This is a genomic window from Pseudarthrobacter sp. TRD_SC_9 (assembly GCF_055361265.1).
This window is the reverse complement of the sequence record NZ_CM143956.1, coordinates 3,223,794-3,241,692: the sequence shown is the minus strand read 5'-3', so window position 1 is coordinate 3,241,692 and position 17,899 is coordinate 3,223,794. Positions and strand designations below refer to the sequence as shown.

17 protein-coding genes are annotated in these 17,899 nt (G+C 63.5%); 4 read left to right on the top strand and 13 right to left on the bottom strand.

Annotation, left to right across the window (positions count from 1 at the left end; all coding sequences use genetic code 11):
- Positions 1–75: 75 nt before the first annotated feature.
- Positions 76–855, top strand: a complete 780-nt coding sequence (locus ACWA13_RS15160) for a FadR/GntR family transcriptional regulator (protein WP_463934999.1) — start codon at positions 76–78, stop codon at positions 853–855.
- A 13-nt stretch (positions 856–868) separates the two neighbouring features.
- Here the strand turns inward: ACWA13_RS15160 and ACWA13_RS15155 are convergent, their stop codons facing one another.
- The 13 genes from ACWA13_RS15155 to ACWA13_RS15095 all read right to left on the bottom strand — a co-directional run bounded on the left by ACWA13_RS15155 (position 869) and on the right by ACWA13_RS15095 (position 13,865).
- Entirely contained in the window at positions 869–1,207 is a 339-nt protein-coding gene (locus tag ACWA13_RS15155) for a DUF202 domain-containing protein (protein WP_463934998.1), read from the bottom strand.
- Positions 1,208–1,210: 3 nt separating this feature from the next.
- Positions 1,211–1,618, bottom strand: a complete 408-nt coding sequence (locus ACWA13_RS15150) for a YidH family protein (RefSeq protein ID WP_463934997.1) — start codon at positions 1,616–1,618, stop codon at positions 1,211–1,213.
- A 55-nt stretch (positions 1,619–1,673) separates the two neighbouring features.
- Positions 1,674–3,290: a carbohydrate-binding domain-containing protein gene (locus tag ACWA13_RS15145; protein WP_463934996.1), complete on the bottom strand. Its 1,617-nt coding sequence runs from the start codon at positions 3,288–3,290 to the stop codon at positions 1,674–1,676.
- Positions 3,291–3,346: 56 nt separating this feature from the next.
- On the bottom strand, positions 3,347–4,126 hold the full coding sequence (locus ACWA13_RS15140; protein ID WP_463934995.1) for a polyphosphate polymerase domain-containing protein: 780 nt from the start codon (positions 4,124–4,126) through the stop codon (positions 3,347–3,349).
- Positions 4,123–4,785, bottom strand: a complete 663-nt coding sequence (locus tag ACWA13_RS15135; RefSeq protein ID WP_463934994.1) for a DUF4956 domain-containing protein — start codon at positions 4,783–4,785, stop codon at positions 4,123–4,125. Before ACWA13_RS15135 ends, ACWA13_RS15140 begins: the two co-directional genes overlap by 4 nt.
- A 74-nt stretch (positions 4,786–4,859) precedes the next feature.
- The gene (locus ACWA13_RS15130; protein ID WP_463934993.1) at positions 4,860–5,915 is read right to left on the bottom strand and encodes a GtrA family protein; all 1,056 of its coding nucleotides are present in this window, start codon (positions 5,913–5,915) and stop codon (positions 4,860–4,862) included.
- Positions 5,916–5,920: 5 nt separating this feature from the next.
- The gene (locus ACWA13_RS15125; RefSeq protein ID WP_463934992.1) at positions 5,921–6,907 is read right to left on the bottom strand and encodes a phosphodiester glycosidase family protein; all 987 of its coding nucleotides are present in this window, start codon (positions 6,905–6,907) and stop codon (positions 5,921–5,923) included.
- A gap of 124 nt (positions 6,908–7,031) precedes the next feature.
- Entirely contained in the window at positions 7,032–8,783 is a 1,752-nt protein-coding gene (locus tag ACWA13_RS15120) for a glycoside hydrolase family 35 protein (RefSeq protein ID WP_463934991.1), read from the bottom strand.
- A 40-nt stretch (positions 8,784–8,823) separates the two neighbouring features.
- Positions 8,824–9,540, bottom strand: coding sequence for a DUF624 domain-containing protein (locus tag ACWA13_RS15115; protein WP_463934990.1), 717 nt, complete (start codon positions 9,538–9,540; stop codon positions 8,824–8,826).
- A gap of 5 nt (positions 9,541–9,545) precedes the next feature.
- Positions 9,546–10,478 (bottom strand): carbohydrate ABC transporter permease, encoded by a 933-nt coding sequence (locus ACWA13_RS15110; RefSeq protein ID WP_463934989.1) that lies wholly within the window; start codon positions 10,476–10,478, stop codon positions 9,546–9,548.
- Positions 10,478–11,416, bottom strand: a complete 939-nt coding sequence (locus ACWA13_RS15105; protein WP_463934988.1) for a carbohydrate ABC transporter permease — start codon at positions 11,414–11,416, stop codon at positions 10,478–10,480. The genes ACWA13_RS15110 and ACWA13_RS15105 overlap by 1 nt, the downstream gene beginning before the upstream one ends.
- 100 nt (positions 11,417–11,516) lie before the next feature.
- The gene (locus ACWA13_RS15100) at positions 11,517–12,797 is read right to left on the bottom strand and encodes an ABC transporter substrate-binding protein (RefSeq protein WP_463934987.1); all 1,281 of its coding nucleotides are present in this window, start codon (positions 12,795–12,797) and stop codon (positions 11,517–11,519) included.
- A gap of 54 nt (positions 12,798–12,851) precedes the next feature.
- On the bottom strand, positions 12,852–13,865 hold the full coding sequence (locus ACWA13_RS15095) for a hydroxyacid dehydrogenase (RefSeq protein ID WP_463934986.1): 1,014 nt from the start codon (positions 13,863–13,865) through the stop codon (positions 12,852–12,854).
- A gap of 158 nt (positions 13,866–14,023) precedes the next feature.
- Between ACWA13_RS15095 and ACWA13_RS15090 the strand changes: the two genes are divergently transcribed.
- The 3 genes from ACWA13_RS15090 to ACWA13_RS15080 are packed head-to-tail and all read left to right on the top strand — an operon-like array spanning position 14,024 to position 17,897.
- Positions 14,024–15,982 carry a heparinase gene (locus ACWA13_RS15090; protein ID WP_463934985.1) on the top strand — a complete coding sequence of 653 codons (1,959 nt, stop codon included), beginning with the start codon at positions 14,024–14,026 and terminating at the stop codon, positions 15,980–15,982.
- On the top strand, positions 15,979–17,130 hold the full coding sequence (locus ACWA13_RS15085; RefSeq protein WP_463934984.1) for a LacI family DNA-binding transcriptional regulator: 1,152 nt from the start codon (positions 15,979–15,981) through the stop codon (positions 17,128–17,130). Before ACWA13_RS15090 ends, ACWA13_RS15085 begins: the two co-directional genes overlap by 4 nt.
- On the top strand, positions 17,127–17,897 hold the full coding sequence (locus ACWA13_RS15080) for a ThuA domain-containing protein (RefSeq protein WP_463934983.1): 771 nt from the start codon (positions 17,127–17,129) through the stop codon (positions 17,895–17,897). Before ACWA13_RS15085 ends, ACWA13_RS15080 begins: the two co-directional genes overlap by 4 nt.
- Positions 17,898–17,899: the final 2 nt, after the last annotated feature.

Below are 17,899 nucleotides of genomic sequence, written 5' to 3'. Positions count from 1 at the left end.
CCTTTTCGTGATACTGGTCATATCTTTCGGAGAAACGGCATACTGGTTATGCGCTGCGGCGCAGAGGAGGCAAGAATGTCGAGGGCGACACCCACTTCAGTGCCGGGTCCGGCAACAGGTTACCGGCCGGCGGCTGTACCAGGATCCGGGCCGCGGCCAGTACCGGGGGCCTCGCCCGATGCCCTGCACGTGCGCGTGCTGGACGCCCTGGGCGAGGCGATCGTTGCCGGCGACATCCCGCCGGGCGAGCGGCTCACTCTCGAGGGCATTCAGCAGGAATACGACATTTCCCGCACCCTGGCCCGCGACACCATGCGCGTCCTCGAATCCATGAACCTGGTCTACTCGCGCCGCCGGGTGGGCATTGTGGTCCAGGAGCAGGAGCATTGGAACTACTACGACCCCAAGCTGGTGCGCTGGCGCCTGGCGTCCCGGCACCGCGCAGAACAATACGCCAGCCTCACGGAACTGCGTATCGCCGTCGAACCCATTGCCGCAGCAGGTGCCGCGAAACGCGCCGGAGCGGGAGAACGACGCCGGCTGGCAGCGCTCGCACGCGAGTTACGGACGCTGGGGGAGGCCGGGGACCTGGAGGCTTTCCTGGCGGCGGATATTGAGTTCCACCAGCTGCTCCTGCACAGCTGCGGGAACGAGATGTTCAAAGCGTTGGACGTGATGGTGGCCGAGGTCCTGTCCAGCCGGACCAGGCAGGGGCTGATGCCTTTCAAGCCACGACCCCAGGCGCTCAAGGCCCATGAGGACGTGGCGGAAGCCGTGGCTGGCGGCGACGCTGCCGCCGCGGAAGCTGCCATGCACCACATTCTGGATGAGGTGCGGACGGCGATGGGGCTCTAGCGGCCGGTACTTTTTAGCCCGTCAGCACCACAGCGATTCCCAGGCCGCCCAGCGCGACGCAGGCAAGGGCGGTCCAGAGCACGGCAGCGACGTCCGCCCCCAAGCGTCCGGCGGATATCCCCTGGGAGCTGGCCCGGTAGCGCCGCCGCTGGGTGAAGTAAATCGCCCCGGCCGCGCCCGCCGCAACAGCGAACAGTGCCAGGATGGGCAGGCCATGCAGTGGCAGCCAGCGGAGGAAGATGGCGCTTACTGTGATGAGTGCCATCATGGTGCGGCCCCACGCCAGGCTGGTCCGTTCGGGCTGCAGCCCCGGGTCCTGGTGCGGGGCGGGACGCCGCATCCTTGCCGGCATGGACTAATCCAGCAGGATGACGACGAGCACCACCGCTGCTGCCAACGCACCCGCGCCGGCGAGGAGGGGGACGATGAGCGGCAGGGGCAGCGGTGCCTTGTTCCGCATGCTGCGTTCCACCCGAAGCCAGCGGACGGCGGCACCGGCGCTCAACAGCATGCCCAGGCCCAGAAGCAGGATGGCGATGCCCTGGCGGACGGGTTCAATAAAAAGGTCCGCCGTGAATGCCTCGATGGCAATACCCCCCGCCAGCAGTGCCAGGGACGTGCGGATCCAGGCCAGGAAGGTCCGTTCGTTGGCCAGCGTAAACCGAGGATCCGGTTCCGTTCCGCCGGGTAGGAGGCGCTCGGCAAGCCGGCTGCGCCGGAAAGGCTCTTGCTCTGAAGAGGACTGGTCACTGGGCACGCTCACAGTCTAGCCATCCGGTCTCCCGCTGGAGCGGTCGCCGTCGGTGCGTGACAGGTGCCTACGGACGGAAGCCGCCACCGCCCATGCCGCCGCCCGCCGTGTATTCGCCGGCCACAACGGTGGCCACTTCCACGGCTCCGTCAAGGGAACCGGCCCCTACGCCTGTGCTGACAGTGGCCGTCCCGCCCGTGTAGATGGTGTACTCCTGGCCGGCCACGATGTCCGCAGAGGAGAAGATCAACGAGGCGGCAGCTTTGGCGGTGCCGAAGGAGGCCACCACGTTACCAGTGGAGTCGGCGATTTGGAGGAGGGTCCCGGCCGGAACGGAGGAGCCGAGGGAAATCTGGAGGCCCGATTGGGTGGAGGTGGTGCCCGGCGTAACCACCATCCCGGCGCTGCCGGCGGCGGCCACCGTTCCGCCGTTGACAGCGAGTTCACCGTTGACGTCCAGCGCTCCGTTCCCGGAACTGGTGGGGCCGTTCACTACCAGAGTACCGCCGCTGATGGTGGCGTTGCCGTTGGAATCCAGGCCGTCGCCGCCGGAGTTGAGGGTGACGGATCCGCCGGTAATCTCAACGGTGTAGTCACCCACTTCCATGCTGCCGCCGCCCATGCCGCCTCCTGCTCCTCCTCCAGAAGCGACGGTGCTGCTGCCACCCGAGGCATTGATGGCGTCGTCGTTCGAGGTCACGTCAACGGTCCCGCCGGAAACCAGGATGTGGGCAGCTTCCAGGCCCTCTTCCGAGTCAGCAACCGTTGCGGTCCCACCTGCAACGGTCAGTTGGTTGAACGCCTTGATGCCGTCGTCGCCCGCTGTAACGTTCAGGGTTCCGCCAGTGATCAGCGTCCAGCCCCGGCCTTCGTCTTCCTCGTTGTCAGACTTGAAACCATCTCCGGCTGCGGTCACAGAATAGGTGCCGTCCAGCAGCGCCAAGTAGTCTTTGCCCACGATCCCGTCATCCGCGGCGTCCACAGTGACCTCTCCTGACACCAAAACCAGGCCGTCCTTCGACGAGATCCCGTCGTTAAAGTTGCCTTCCACGTTCAACGAACCGGTGCCTGCGATGGTCAGATCGGCCTGCGAATAGAGGGCCGCGTTGGGTGCCTCGGTGCCGGTGTCGGCGTAACTGCCCGCGTCGCTGAGTGAATTGCCGGTTCCGTCCTCAAGGTAGACAATCGCTTCGTTGGCGCTCTGCACCACGAAGGGCGATCCTGTGGAGTTGGAAATCTCGACGCCGTCAAGAATGATCCGGACTACGTCCTCCTCGCCTGCCGCTACCACTACCTGGCCATCCGTGAGCGAGCCGCTGAGCCGGTACGTCCCGGCGGCGGTGATGGTGACCGTGTCCCCGTCTACGGTGACGCCGGCTGCCTGGCCAGCGGCGGATGCGCTGGCGCCGTCCTTGAGCGTGACGGCTACCTCCTCGGCGGCGTCCCAGGTGAGGTCGTCAGCGTCGTAATGGGTGTCCAGGCCCATTGCGTCGAGGGACACTGCAGTAGCCGTGGTTGTAGTGGTACCGGTAGTCGTGCCGGAAGTGGTTTCTGTGCTGGTTCCCGCAATGCTGCTGGCCGGGGAAGAGGTGGCAGCGGGGGTTGCGGTGGTGGAGCAACCGGCCAGGGTGAGGGAAAGGGCCAGTGCGCCCACGGATACGTAGTTTTTGATGCTTTTCTTCATGGTGGGTTCCTATCTCAAAGGTTCAGAGGTTCAAGGGTTGATGGAGCAGAAGGGGCTCAGGCAGCTGGTCGCAGCGGGAAGGTGGAGCCCAGCGTGCGGTGCCAGCGGTTGGCGGGCAGCTCCGGGCACAGCGCTGCCATTCCGGTGGCGAATTTGGAGATCCTGCCCGGCCGGATGCCGTGCGCCCAGAGGTGCCTGTCCAATGGGCCAGCCACGGATCCTGATTTGGTTTCCAGCACCACTGAACGGTCCAGCGTCCAGGCGGTCCCGCCGGGGCGACGCCACGTCACGTCCGAGTCGATGGTGGCGCGGCTTCCGGACTGCGGAAGATAGAGCGTGACCCGGTTGTACCGCGTTTCGAGCACGGGACCCAGCGGACCGGAAGGCGACTCGCCTACCGTCGCGAGGAGCGTCTCGGTCACGTAGTCCAGGCCCTCCTTGGTCATCCGAGACCGATCAGACAAGGCGTAGGGAATGCGTTCCTTGACGGTGGCCTCCCGTGCGCCTTCGGTTTTGACTTCGAGGAAGCTGATGCCGCTATTCACATAGGTTCGTGTCCGCACCTTGTAGCGACGGCGGCGGCCATGCGCTGCCAGGAAATAGCTGTCCAACTGCGGGTTGTCGAAGTACACGGAGTCGTAGTCGAAGGACCGGGATTCGGCCATCTCCAGGACCCGGACTTCGCCGCGGAAGGATTCCAGGATCTGCCGGGATGCCGCCTCGGGAACCACGTACTTGCGATCCACACGGGTCTGCAGCGCGGCGGCCTCATTCAGTTCCTCCAGGCTCACGCCCGGCAGTTCGTGGAGGCGGCGAACCGCTGCTGGGCCGGTCACGCCACACGCTCCGGTTGGCGGCCCGCGGTCGTCAGCATGACGTTCGACGCCGGCACTTGGGCTGAAAGGGACAACTCCGGGGTGAGCGCGGAGCTGGCGGAGTCCGGGTTGCCCCCTGGGCGGTACGCGAACCGTACGTCCACGATGGTCTTGTCGTTGACGAGGTCCAGTTCCTGGACGGTGGCCGAGTTGATGCGCCCGTTCAGGACTTCCGCTAGCCTCTGGTGGAGTTGTGCGTCGTTCGCAATGGCACGGTCCAGGATGACTATCTGGTGCCGGTAGGCCGGTAGTACCTTCGGGTGGTCTCCAATGAACATGACCATCAAGATCAGGGCCATGAGGGACAGTGCCAGCCACACAGGCTCAATGCCGAGGCCAGCAATCAAGCCCAACGCCAGCGCCGAGAAATAGTAGGCCACCTCGTGTTGGGCCAGCTCGGTGGAGCGGAGCCGGATGATGGACAGGACGCCGAAAAGCCCCAGCCCCAGCCCGAGTCCTGCCGAGGAGCCGGTCAGCGCAGTGGCCACGGCCAGTACTCCAACGTTCATGCCCAGGTAGGACACCACCAGGTCCCGGCGCCGGTGGCGGCGAAGGTACAGGAAGAAGGTGAGGATGCTGATGGCCGCGAGGTCCGCGGCGATGAAAAGTAGTGAATTCATGTGGTTCTCCGAAATCTGTTGTAGTGCCGGTATCTACTTTTCCGGCGCACCCTGTGCCGTTGCTGTGACGGGACCTAGGCAGGGATATGAGTGTCCAGGTGGTGGCCGGGCCGTGAAGTGCGGGTGAACAGGTACCGGCTTTGCACAGCGAAACTGACGGCAAGCAAGCCAATTTCCGCCACGACTTTTGCGGCCAGGTCCGGCAAGGACAAACTGCTCAGCAGGGCAATGGCGCCGTAGTTCGCTGCCAGCAGGACAACGGCCAGGCCGAAGTAGCGCAGGGCCGCGGTGCGTACGGGTGACGCCTTGCCCTGGGCAAATACCAGGCGGCGGTTCGCCAGGAAATTCACTCCGGAGCTCACCACGCGGGCGCCAACAACGGCAACCAGCAACGAGCCCGTGAGGCCGGCGAGGAACAGGAACATGGCCGTGTCCAGCACAAATGCTGACAATGAAGAGGCCAGGAATTTCAGCAGTGGTCCGTAAATCCTCAGAGAATCCGCCACCGGCCGGAAATGCGACCCCGAGTTGTGGTCCAGGTAGACGGTGGCGATATCGATTGTGGTGATGGCGTAGCCGGCTTGTTTGGCCTCGAGGAGGAGGTTTAGTTCGTATTCGTAGCGCTCGCCGGGGACGGAGCGCAGCCATGGGATCATCCCGGCAGGGTAGCCGCGAAGGCCGGTCTGCGTGTCGGCGATGCGCTCACCGGTGGCCAGCGTAAACAGCAGCCGGGTGGCGGTGTTGCCGAACCTGCTGCGGGCCGGAACGTTGCCGGTGAAGCTGCGTGTGCCCAGCACCATGGTGAGGGAACCGCCCACCGCGTCCGCCACCCGGAGGATGTCCCCGATGGTGTGCTGGCCGTCGCTGTCAGCGCACACCACGTCGCGCTCCGGCAACCTGTCCGCGATAAAGCCGAACCCTGCCTTCAACGCGAATCCCTTGCCCCTGTTGCGGGCATAACCCAGGACGTGGCATCCCAGCCCCTTCACGGCGTCGAACACGTCCTTGTACTGCGAACCGCTGCCGTCGTCCACCACCACGATCGAAATCCGCGGCCCGGCTTCCCGGATGGATCGGACCAGGGCGGGCAGTTGCTCGTCCGGCTCATATGCGGGAATCAGGATGACCATGGTGCTCAACCCGCTACATAGAGGATGTCGGAGGTGCCGCGTTCCTTGTTTTCGCCGAGCGGATTGTTCACCAGCGCGCCGTTAAAGTACATGGTGGAGGAGCCTCCGCCGTCGATGTTGTAGGCGGTTGTGGCCCCCAGGCCCTGCATAATGTCCGCCAGCCCGGTCATGGTCACGCCGGCGCTGTAGCCGGGGCTGCGGCCGTCCACCACCACAAACACCAGGTGGTTTGCGTCGATGATTCCGACGGCAGTGCGTGGCTGTTCGCCCTGGATGGAGTGGTTGCCGAAGTTGGTGTCCACCTCCACGTCCTCGATACCCGAGGCAATCTGGCCGTTGTGAAGCAGGGAAGGGCCGAAGGAGAGAGTGTTCCAGGCTCCGTCCGCCAAGAGCTGTTCGGCGGTAGTGGAGGTTTCGTCGTAGACCTTCACGGTCCCGTCCGTGAAGAAGACCAGGCCCTGGCGGGCGCCTTTATCGCGGAACACCACGCCGTTGCGGATAACGATTCCGGTGTCCCGGAAGCCGTAGTAGTCCCCGTTGATGGCGAACACGGCGTTGTTCGCTGCGGCGATTGCCGACGTCGTCTCCGTGATGTTCTCCCCAAAGCTGTCGTTCGCGAACGCGGAACGGAGCGTCGTTGCGTTTTCGAGCACGACGTCGGCAACGTAATAGGTGACGGTGCCATCACCGGTGCCGGTAGTCACCGTTGAGATGGAGATGCTGGTGCTGTCCGTAACGAAGGACGTTTCGGTCAGGATGGCATCAGCAGCAGCGGAGGACGTTCCGGCCGAACTGCCGGCGGCTTCCGCCGTCGTGCCGCTCTGGCTTGCTTCATAGCCGGAGACGTCTGCGATTTCCACGTGCTGGACCACAAACCGGTCCAACGCCCAGGCTGTGGCGCCGCCGGCTGTGACCGTGAGGGCCAGGGCGGAGGTGAGGACCGCGCGCCTGGTGGGTTTGTGTTCGGTGTTGTTGTTACTCAGTGGTGTCATGCACCAGTTTTAGGCAGCGCAGTTAGCTCCGGGGTTTGCCGGAGATGTGCGCAGGCTGTGAAAGCGGACATGCCGGAACGTACGAGCCCATCCGGGGGACCGCAGCAGCTCCCGGCACGGGGCGCTACTTTTCGTCCGGCCCCAGGTCAGGCCCTGCCACAAACCGAACAGCGCGGGTGGAACTGCCCTGCAATTCAAGGATCGCGATCTCATTGTCGCCCTTGCGGATCAAAGGGCCGGGCACGTACAGGGTGCGCTGCGGGCCACGGCTCCAGTAACGGCCCAGATTGAAGCCGTTGATGAAGGCGTTGCCCTTGGTCCATCCATCAAGGCGGAGATAACGGTCCCCTGGACCGGTCGCGGTGAACGTCCCGAACGACACTGACGGACCCGCGACGCCCCCATTCCCCGTCAACTCCCGGGCCAGGGCACGTAGTGGTGCCAGTTCGGCCAGGTAGAAGGGCGCAACGTTCCACCCTGAGAGTTTCTCGCCGTTCAGGGTGGCGGGGCCGATCAGTCCTTTCGGTTCGCCAATCCGTGGCCCGTAGTTCACCCGGCCCTGGTCCTCAACGAGGATCTGCAGGAGTCCTTTGTGGGGCAGCGCGATGGACCGTTCATCAAGCTCCCGGCTCAGGATTCCGACGGGAACGCCGTCCAGGAAAAACTGCGCCCGGTCCCTGACTTCGGCGACGGACAGCAGGCCCGCTTGCTGCAGTGTCCGCTCGTAGAGATGGAATCCGCGGTAGGTGCCGGTGACCTCGCTGGTGGGAACGACGTCGGAGGCCGTTGGCACAGCGTTGAGTGCAGAAGCCGCCTCCAGCAGGGGGATGCCGGCCGTCACGGTCACCAAGGCTTCGGGTGCAGGTTGCGCCGGTTCGGGCAACTCGTCCGGAACCTCGAAGTGCCTGGCGATGACTTCCCGGAAGGCAAAGTATTTCTCCGTGGGGTGCCCGTTTTCACTCAGCGGGGCGTCGTAGTCGTAGGAGGTGATGGTGGGTTCGTAGATGCCTTTGTCGTTGGCCCCATTGCTGAATCCGAAGTTGGTGCCGCCATGGAACATGTAGATATTGACGGAGGCGCCAGCTGTGAGAAGGGCATCAAGCTCTGCTGCAGAAGCGGCGGCGTCGGTGGTGTGGTGGTGGGTTCCCCAGTTGTCGAACCAGCCGTTCCAAAACTCCGCGCACATCAGCGGGCCGGTGGGCTGCCGTTCGCGGAGATAGGCCAGCCGTTCAAGGGAACGGGAGCCGAACGTGCCGGTCTTGTGCAGTTCCGGCAGCGAGCCGTCCTCGATCATGCTGCCGGCGGGCTGGTCGCAACTGAAGAGCGGTACGTCCACGCCCAGACGTTTAACAAGGTCCACGAGGTGCTGCAAGTACACCTTGTCGCTGCCATAGGCGCCGTACTCGTTCTCGATCTGAAACAGGATCACCGGGCCGCCCCGGGTGATCTGCCGCTCCACCACGAGGGGCAACAGGGACGTGAAGTAGGAGTCCACTGCCGCAAGGAAGCCCGGTTCGCTGCTCCGCACACCGACCGTGGGATCGGTAAACAGCCACGCCGGCAGGCCGCCGTTGTCCCATTCGGCGCAGATGTACGGGCCCGGCCGGACGATGGCGTGCATGCCCTCGGCCGCCACAAGATCAAGGAAACGGCCCAGATCGAGTCCTCCATCGGTGTGGAATGTTCCCGGAACGGGGGAGTGCTCGTTCCAGGGCACGTAGGTCTCGATAGTGTTCAGCCCCATGAGCCTGGCCTTGTGGATCCTGTCAGCCCACTGATCGGGGTGGACCCGGAAGTAGTGGATGGCCCCGGACAGGATGCGGAACGGGTTGCCGTTCAGCAGGAAGTCCTGGTTGCCGATGGCGAATGAATCCATAAGGTTTTCCTCATTTATTGACGGGGGGACAGGTGCTGGCTTAGACGGGGGCTTCACGCAGGACGGCATGGAAGGCGTAGGCCGCGTTGCTCCAGATGACAAACAGCAGTGGTGCCGGCGCGAGAGCCACTCCCAGCACCGGGTGGAGTACGGAGGCCGTTGCGATGATGCCCAGCAACACCAGCATGGCCAGGCTGAGGTACCAGCGTTGGACGCAGAGGTACAAGGACGCCTTCATCAGACTCTTCATCCGGGCTTCTGGGAGCAACACCACCCCCGCTGTGGCCGTAACCGTCAGGCATACCGTGACGGCTGCCGCCACCAGGATGACCGGAACCAGCACGGCCGCAGCAGGCATGGCCTGGACAATCACCAGGTCGACACCGAGGAACAACAGAACGGCCACAGCAGCAAGGCCCAGCAGGAATGCGCGGAGGAATCCCCGCTTGTACCCGCGGAGAAACGCTGCCACGGGTTTCACGGCGGTACCTTCGTCGTTCAGGGCCCCGAATGCAGCGAACAGCCCCGCGAGCGACGGCGGCACGGTCACCGAAAGTGCCAGGAAGAACGGCCAGGCAGCCGCGGGGTCTGCCACCAGGGCAAGGCACAGAACCAGTGGTGCGTTGGCCAGCGCCATGAGGACATTCCCCGCGAGGAAGGTATAAACGAAACCGAAGATGGTGCCGAAGGTTTCAAATCCGGGTCCGGAGATCCGTCCAAATCCCCGCCGCTGCGGCACTGAGGTGTGCTGGCGCACTCCCGTCACCCCTTCATGCCGCTCGTGGCAATGCCCTGGATGAAGTAACGCTGACCGACCAGGAAGATAATCAGGATTGGCAGCACCGAGATCACGGAACCGGTCATGATCATGGCGTATTCGGCGTCGAACTGCCCCACAAAGGAGCGCAGCCCAAGCTGGACTGTCCACAGCCGGTTGCTGGTGAGGTAAATGAACGGGCCCATGTAGTCGTTCCAGGTGTTGACGAACGTCAGCAACGCCAGGCTGGCGAGGGCGGGCTTGGACAGCGGCAGGATCACCCGGGCCCAGATGCCATATTCGCTGAGACCGTCGATGCGGGCAGCCTCACAGAGTTCATCAGGGATGGTCATGTAATACTGCCTCATCAAAAAGACGCCAAAGGCGCCGAATGCCTGCAGCAGGATCAGGGCGTTGAAGCTGTTGGTGAGGCCCAGATTCTGCATCATGATGTACTGCGGTACCATGTAGGCCTGCCAGGGCACGGCGATGGTTCCGATGTAGGCCAGAAACAGCACGTCGCGGCCGGGAAAACGGACCTTGGAGAATCCATAAGCTGCAAGGGAGCCGGTGAGGACCTGCAGACAGGTGATGATCACCGCCAGGTAAAGCGAGTTCTGCAGGTAGCCCAGCATGGGAATCCGCGACCAGATATCGCTGTAGTTGCTCCACACGAATTCAGTGGGAATCCACTGGATCGGGACTGTCAGAACCTGGTTGTTCTCCTTCAACGAAGAGGACACCATCCAGATGAAGGGCACCATGAGGCCCAGCACCAGTACTGCCAGCACCGCGTAGATGACAACGTCGGTGATGCGGGATCTGCGTTCCCGGGTGGACCGTCTGCGCTGGGTGCTCCGGCGGTCTTCAGGAGAGGGTTCCAACCCGGTGCCAAGGAAGGGTGCCTCGGCCTTGAGGTCTTCGGCCATGTTGGTCATCAGCGTTCCCTTCGCTGTTGGATCTTGAATTGCACGACGGTGACCGTCAGGACGATCAGGAACAGCACGAGCGAAATGGCCGATGAGTAACCAAACTTCCCCTCGCCGATGCCTTCCTGGTAGATCAGCTGGGAAAGCACCGTGGTGGAGCGGCCGGGACCGCCGTTGGTCATGACCACGATGAGGTCAAAGACTTTGAAGCTGGAGACCGTAAGCATCACCACCACAAAGAAAGTGGTAGGACGCAGGGACGGAATGGTGACGTTCCAGAAACGCTGCCAGGCGCTGGCGCCATCTACTTCGGCGGCTTCATAGAGCTCGGTCGGGATGGCCTGCAGGCCGGCTAAGTAAAGGATCATGTAGTAGCCCATGTCACGCCAGACGCTGGTGATGATGACGGCGGGCATGGCCCAGTCCGAACTGGACGTCCAGCCCGGCGTCTCCACGATGCCGATGGCGTTCAGGAACTGGTTGATGGGGCCGTTGTCCGGGCTGAACAGCATGTTCCAGACAACGGCGACCGCCACCAGCGAGGTGATGTACGGAAAGAAGATGGCAACCCGGAAGAAGCCGATGCCCTTGAGCTTGCGGTTCAGCAACATGGCCAGCATCAGGGCCAGCGCCAGCGTGAGGGGCACGTGCCCCAATGCGTAGACCACCGTGTTGCGCAGGGCGATCCAGAAAGTATCGCTTTGAGCCATCCGCTGGAAGTTTTCCAGCCCTACCCAGCGCGGCGCGGTAAAGGAAGTCCATTCCATGAAGGAGAGGGCGAAGGCCGCCACAACCGGAATAAGCGTGAAGGCCAGGAAGCCCAGGAAGTTCGGCAGGATGAAGGTCCAGCCAATCAGGGTGTTGCGCCGCGCCTGCTTACGGTTGCCCCTGCTGTGCAGCGGCGCTGGTGCCGGGGCGGCAACCGGCTTGTATGTTTCAGTCGTCATAGATGACCGCTCCCGGATGCCGGGGCGTTCCTCCCATTCAGGATCGGAAAGTTCTGGGTTCCGCCCCGGCGCCGGATACCGGCGCCGGGGCGAGGGAGGGCTACTTGCCGAGGACTTCACTCTTGACGCGCTTACCCATTTCAGCGATGCCGTCAGCCACGGTGCGCTCGCCAACCATGATCAGGTCGTGTTCCTGGTTAAGGATCTTATCCGTGGCCGCGGACTTGTCGCTCACGGGCATTTCGAGGGCGGTCTCGTCTGGCGTGAATGCCTTCCTGGAAAGCTCGTCGTTCGGCAGGCCTTCCAGCTGGAAGTAGGTGTCCGTTACTGCATCGTCCTGCAGGGCCGGCACCACGCCGATCTTGGAGATGGCCTTGGCGCCCTCTTCACCAGCGGCCCATTCGATGAACTTTCGAGCCTCATCTGAATTACTGGCGTTCTTGTTCACGGCAAACGCCGTGGGGGAGCCGAAGGTGCTGACCTTCCCGTTGGACTCTTTCTGCGGCAGCGGAGCCAGGCCCCAGTCAACGTTGGTCTTGCCGTCCTTCTTGGCCTGCAGGAAGCCGGCGATGTACCAGGTACCCATCGGCATCATTGCGGCCTGGCCGGTTTCGAACATCGTGCGGTAACTGGTCTTCTGGCTCTTCGAGGTGCCGAAATCGAGGGTGGCACCACTTTGCTGGAGATCCAGAGCGGTGTTGTACTGGTCCTCGAAGAAGCCGTATTCGCCGCTGTTCTGGTCGCCGTCGTTCTGTGCCGCGGCGATGGAGTGGACCACCGATCGCCAGCTGTGGTGATAGGTGCCGTACACCGTCTTGCCGTCAACGGTTGTGGTGAGCTTCTTGGCGAGGTCCGTGTACTCCTCCCAGGTCAGGTCAGCGGGGTTTTCCACGCCGGCCGCTTTGAGCAGTTCCTTGTTGTAATACAACAGCCAAAAGTCCTGCCGGTACGGTGCAGCGTAGTACTTCCCGTCAATGTCGAAGGCGTCCACGCCCGCGAGGTTGTCCTTGCCAACAGCGTCCACCACACCGTTGATCTCCTGTAGCTGGCCGTTGTTGGCATACCGGGCGTAATCGATGACGTTCTTCATGGTAAGGACGTCGGTGGTGTCCCCGCCTGCCAGCATGGTGGTGACTTTCTGCGGGTAGTCATCGGCAAGGATGTCCACCGGTTCGATGTCGATGTCCGGGTTGGCGGCCTCGTAGCCGTCAAACAGGGCTTTGAATTCCGGTGTGCCTTCGTAGTTCCACACCGAAACTGTCAGGCGGGTCTTGCCGTCCTGGCTTTGCGGTTCAGCCGTGCCGGCGGCACCTGCGCAACCGGACAGGCCGAGCCCGGCAGCTGCTGCCAGTGCGATGGCGGCGAGGGTTGTGCGCTTCATTGCGTTCTCCTTAATAGGGTTATCAGTTTGCCGTAGTGGCGGCGGTCTTGAGGGTCAGGCGCTAAGTGAGAGGTCCTCGTGGACCACTTGGGCAAGGAGGTCCCGGCCGGTCAGATACCGTTCCAGGTCCTCAAGTGCGGCATCCGACATCCGCCGTGTTTCCGTCCCCAGGGATCCGGCGATATGTGGAGTGATGATCACATTAGGGAGGCTGTACAGCACGGAATCCGCAGGCAAGGGCTCGGGTTCAGTGACATCCAGCAAGGCCGTGATGCGCCCGGTCGCGCATTCGGCTTCGAGCGCTTTAGTGTCCACCAGAGAACCACGCGCCGTGTTGATGAACGTGGCATGGTCCTTCATGGCCTTCAGTTCAGGAGCGCCGACCATATGCCGTGTTTCCGGGAGGGCCGGGGCATGGACTGTGACGACGTCGGAGGTTCTGAGGAGCTCCTGAAGCGGGACGAGCCGCCCCCCGGCCGCGGCGACAGCCAGCGGATCGGCATGGGGATCGCTCACCAGGCACGTCACATCCTGCAACTGCTGGACGAGCTGGACCACCCGACGTCCGATGCGGGAGAAGCCGATGACCCCGATGACCCTGCCGATGTTGCCGAGTTCGCCACGCTGGGTGGCGTAACTCCAGTCATCCCGGAAGGTCCGGGCATCGTTGGACAAAACGTGGGCCTTTTTGCCCGCCAGGACAATGGAGGCGAAGGTGAACTCCGCCACCGGAATGGCGTTGGCGTCCGCGCCGTTCGTCACGAGTATGCCGCGCTCCCACAGCTCCTCGCTAACGAAGCTACGCACGGTGCCGGCGCAGTGGAAGACGGCGCGAAGTTTGGGCATCTGCTCCAATCTCGCCGCATCCAAGCGCGGCACGCCCCAGCTGGTCAGGAGGATTTCTACTTCTGCCAGACGTCCTGCCAGTCCCGGAACATCCAGCGAATCAGTCCATGGTTCCTCGCCGAGGTCCACCATCGCGCCAAGCCGCTGCAGACGGGTGGAATCAAATTGATCAGCAAAGGTTCCACTGTTCATGACCAGCAACGCCTTGGGCTTCAGTGACATAAGAACCCTCCTTTCTGCATCTCGTGGCTGGGACCAGCCGTGGCTGCATTCATGTCTTGCATCACATCTAACATTCAGTAGATACTCATAAACAAGACGGATCATTCAAATCTGTCAGGATCGATCTAAACCGTTCATACTCGAACAAATGAGTCTAAATGTCCCTTTCTACTCCTACAGCAGGACACCCCGCGCGAGTACTGGCCTCAGCCTGGGGAGACAAGGGGACCGCTGTACGCCTGGAAAGCCTGCTGGCAGGAGCTGCCGGCAGGGTCCGGGTCCGGCCCGAAGGCGACTCCGCCTTGCCCCGGCCAGCCGGAATTGCGGTGACCGCGCTGCGTCGGCAGGCCTGGGAAGAGAAGGGGACTGCCTGGCCCCAGCCGCTTGTCTCGCACTACGCCCGGTACTTTCGCGACGGGAACCGCACGGCCTACGAGGGCCTGGTAGCGGCGCGGCAGCAACGCCTGACCCGAGCGGTCGTAATGTGCCTGATACCGGAACCTGGTGGTCCTGCCGGCGCCGAGGAGGAATGGCTCGATGAAGTGATCGACGGCGCCTACCTCCTGTGCGAGCAAAGCTCGTGGAGTTGGGCAGCCCATGACGATGTGTTCTCCCGCTCCCGGGAAATCGTTCCGGACATGGCCCGGCCCTACCTGGATCTGGGGGCCGGGGAAGTGGCCGCACAACTGGCCTGGCTGGATCACGTCCTTGGCCGGCGACTTGATGAGCGGGCGCCGGGTTTGCGACGCCGCATCCGCGAGGAAACACTCAGACGGGTCATTCTGCCTTTCGTGGAGCGGCTGGACTGGCACTGGCTTGGCTTGGACGGTGATGTCCATAACTGGAATCCCTGGATCCATTCCAACCTTCTGGCCGCGGTGATCTTCCTCGTGGACAGCCCGGCGCTTCAGGCCCATACCGTCGCCCGGTGCATAGAAGGCCTCGACCGTTTCCTGGCTTCCCTGCCTGCGGACGGCGCGATTGACGAAGGCTTTGCGTACTGGTGGAACGGGGCAGGACGGGCACTGGAAGGGCTGGCGCTGCTGGAGGAGGCCACGTCAGGGGCGCTGGACGCCGACCTTCCCATCATCCGCGAGATGGTGGCATTTCCCCACCGGATGCATGTGGCGGGCAAGTGGTTCCTCAACGTGGCCGACGGTCCCGCCCAGGCCGCGATCACTCTTCCCTGGGAGATGCTGCACCGCTGGGCGCTCCGCCTTGGTGATGATGCGGCCAGCAGGCATGCAGCGGCGATGGCAACCGCCAACCTGGAGGCTGCCTCCGGGCTGGGCAGGGTTCTCCATGCGCTTCTGAATACGGTGGAGCCGGCTACCCGGCCCGAGGCGCCGCTGATTCCGTTCACCTATCTGCCTTCCGTGCAGATCATGGTGGCCCGAGAGGAAGATGGCAGCCCGGCCGGCCTGCTTCTGGCTGCGAAGGGCGGCCACAACGGCGAACACCATAACCACCGTGACGTGGGTTCGGTAGTGGTGGCCGTCGATGGCATTCCGTTGCTCGTAGATGCGGGTCAACCCACCTATACGGCCAAGACCTTCGGGCCGGAGCGCTACGACATCCGTGCCATGCAAAGCGGCTGGCACAGTGTGCCCGCGCCCTTCGGCATGGAGCAGGGCACAGGCGCGGAGTTTGCCGCTGCAGTACTAAGCCGGCCGGAACCAGGAGCACCCACACTCAGGCTGGCAATTGGAGCTGCCTACGGACTGCGTCCCGAACAGTGGATCCGCACCTCCTCGCTGGACAGCAAGGCCAGGCGTGTGACTGTCACCGACAGCTGGAAGCTGATGTCCCCTCCCGCAGGCACCGGGTCCGACGTCGACATCACCTACCTGGCAGCCGGAACCGTCTCCTGCACTGAGGGCAGCGTAAGCATCCATCCTGCGGGGATTCCCGCTGCAATTCCCTCTGGGAGCACCGGGCGCGGAGCGGTACTGCGCTGGGAGCCGGCGGCCGCCGTCGTACTCGTTGACGAATGGCATTTGGACGATCCCCTGCTGTCGGACGTCTGGGGCCAAAAGCTCACCCGCCTGCGTTTCCGCATGCCCGCCGGCCTTCGGGCTGACGGCTTATTCACCCTCACTGTGGAGGCATCATCATGAGCCCTGAACAACCGCATGAAGCAGCAGGAAAATCGCTGTTCTCCCTGCAACGGCGGGAGCGGCTGATGGAAGAGCTTCGGGCCCACGGCGCCATCACCGTCCGCGATATTGCCGGAAAGCTGGGAGTCAGTGAATTGACTATCCGGCGGGACGTAAACCTTCTGGCGGATGAAGGGCTGGTATCGCGGGTTCACGGCGGTGCGACCCTCCCCAGCCGCCTTGACCGCTCGGCAACGGCGGCCCGGCAGCAGCCGCACAGCTACGCCATCGGAATGGTCGTGCCATCGCTTGACTACTACTGGCCACAGGTCATCAGCGGGGCACGGGCCGCGGCGGAAGAGCAGAACCTCCGAATTCTGGTCCGCGGCTCCGCCTACGATGCCGCAGATAACCGCAGACAGGTCCAGGCGCTGCTGGATACCCAAAATATTGACGGGTTGATCGTGGCGCCGGACATGACCGGAGAACAGGGCCACGAACTGCTGCGCTGGCTAAACGCGCTGCCCATACCCGTGGTGCTGGCCGAACGACGTTCCCCCCTCGAAATTCCGGCACATCGGCTGGACTGGGTGGCCACCGATCACGCATTCGGCGCCGGAATCGCGGTGCGGCACCTGTGGCAGGAGGGGCACCGCCGGATCGGCTGCCTGGCAGATGCCGCCAGCCCCACAAGCCCACACGTGGTGCGCGGTTGGCAGCAAGCCTTGGCTGCCCTGAAAATCCCCTTGGAGAACTCAGTGCACGAGGATTCCGCGAGGCAGGAAAACGGCAAGCGTACACAGCACTTCGATCACGTCCTTGAGCTTTGTGACAAAACCGGGACCACGGCGATGCTGGTCCACTCGGACACGCAGGCAGTGGCCTTCGTGCAGCACTGCGTGGACAGGGGACGCCAGGTGCCCGGGGATATGGCGATTGTGGGATACGACGATGAAGTGGCCTACCTCGCCGAGCCTGCCATTTCAGCTGTCCGGCCGCCCAAGCAATACGTAGGCAAGGTGGCGGTGCAGCTTATGGCAGCCCGGCTGGCTGAAGGACGGATGCGGCCGGTGCACCGAGTTGAACTCAATCCGGAGTTGATTCTGCGGGAGTCCTCCATTGGCGCACCGAGAATCTCCGTAGGCAACGTCTTGGGAGACTCCCAGTGACGGCCGAATCAGCAGCTTCCTCCGGGGTGGCCCGGCAGGCAAAAAGACCCAAAAGGGCAACCCTGCTCAGCGGTGCAGGCCGGTACGCGGACCCTTGGCATCCGTTCCCAGAGACGTCAGGGGCCTTGGCGGCGCTGCTTCGCGAGGCAGGGTTCGACGTCGGGATCCCTGACGACGTGGACGCTGCCCTGGCGGATCTGGCGGATCTGAGCGGGGACGAACTGCCTGACCTCTTGGTAGCCAACGTCGGTTTGCCCCGCGATGGCCTGCCGTCCCCGCAAACGCCCAAAGCTTCGGCCGGACTGCGGCGCTGGCTGGACTCGGGACGGCCGCTGCTGGCCAGCCATGTCAGTGCCACCAGCTTTGCGGACCTGCCGGAATGGGAAACCGGGCTGGGCGGCCGCTGGATCCGCGGGACCTCCATGCACCCCGACTATGGTCCGGCAGCCATCCGCATCCGGCATGGTTCCGGAGGCATCGTTGACGCAATTGATGATTTTGAACTGCTGGATGAGCGGTACAGCTACCTGCGGACGGCGCCTGGCATCAGTGTCCATGCGACCCATCTCCACGACGGGATCGAGCACCCGGTGATGTGGTCCTTGGAGCGCCCGGCAACGGACGACGGCAGAACCGGCAGGACTTTCTACGACGCCCTGGGCCACGACGCCGCCTCCTTCCAATCCGCCGAACACCTGGAACTGCTCCGGCGGGCCATCTTATGGCTGAGCGCACCCGATCCGATTCAGCCACCTTCTGACTCCTGAGG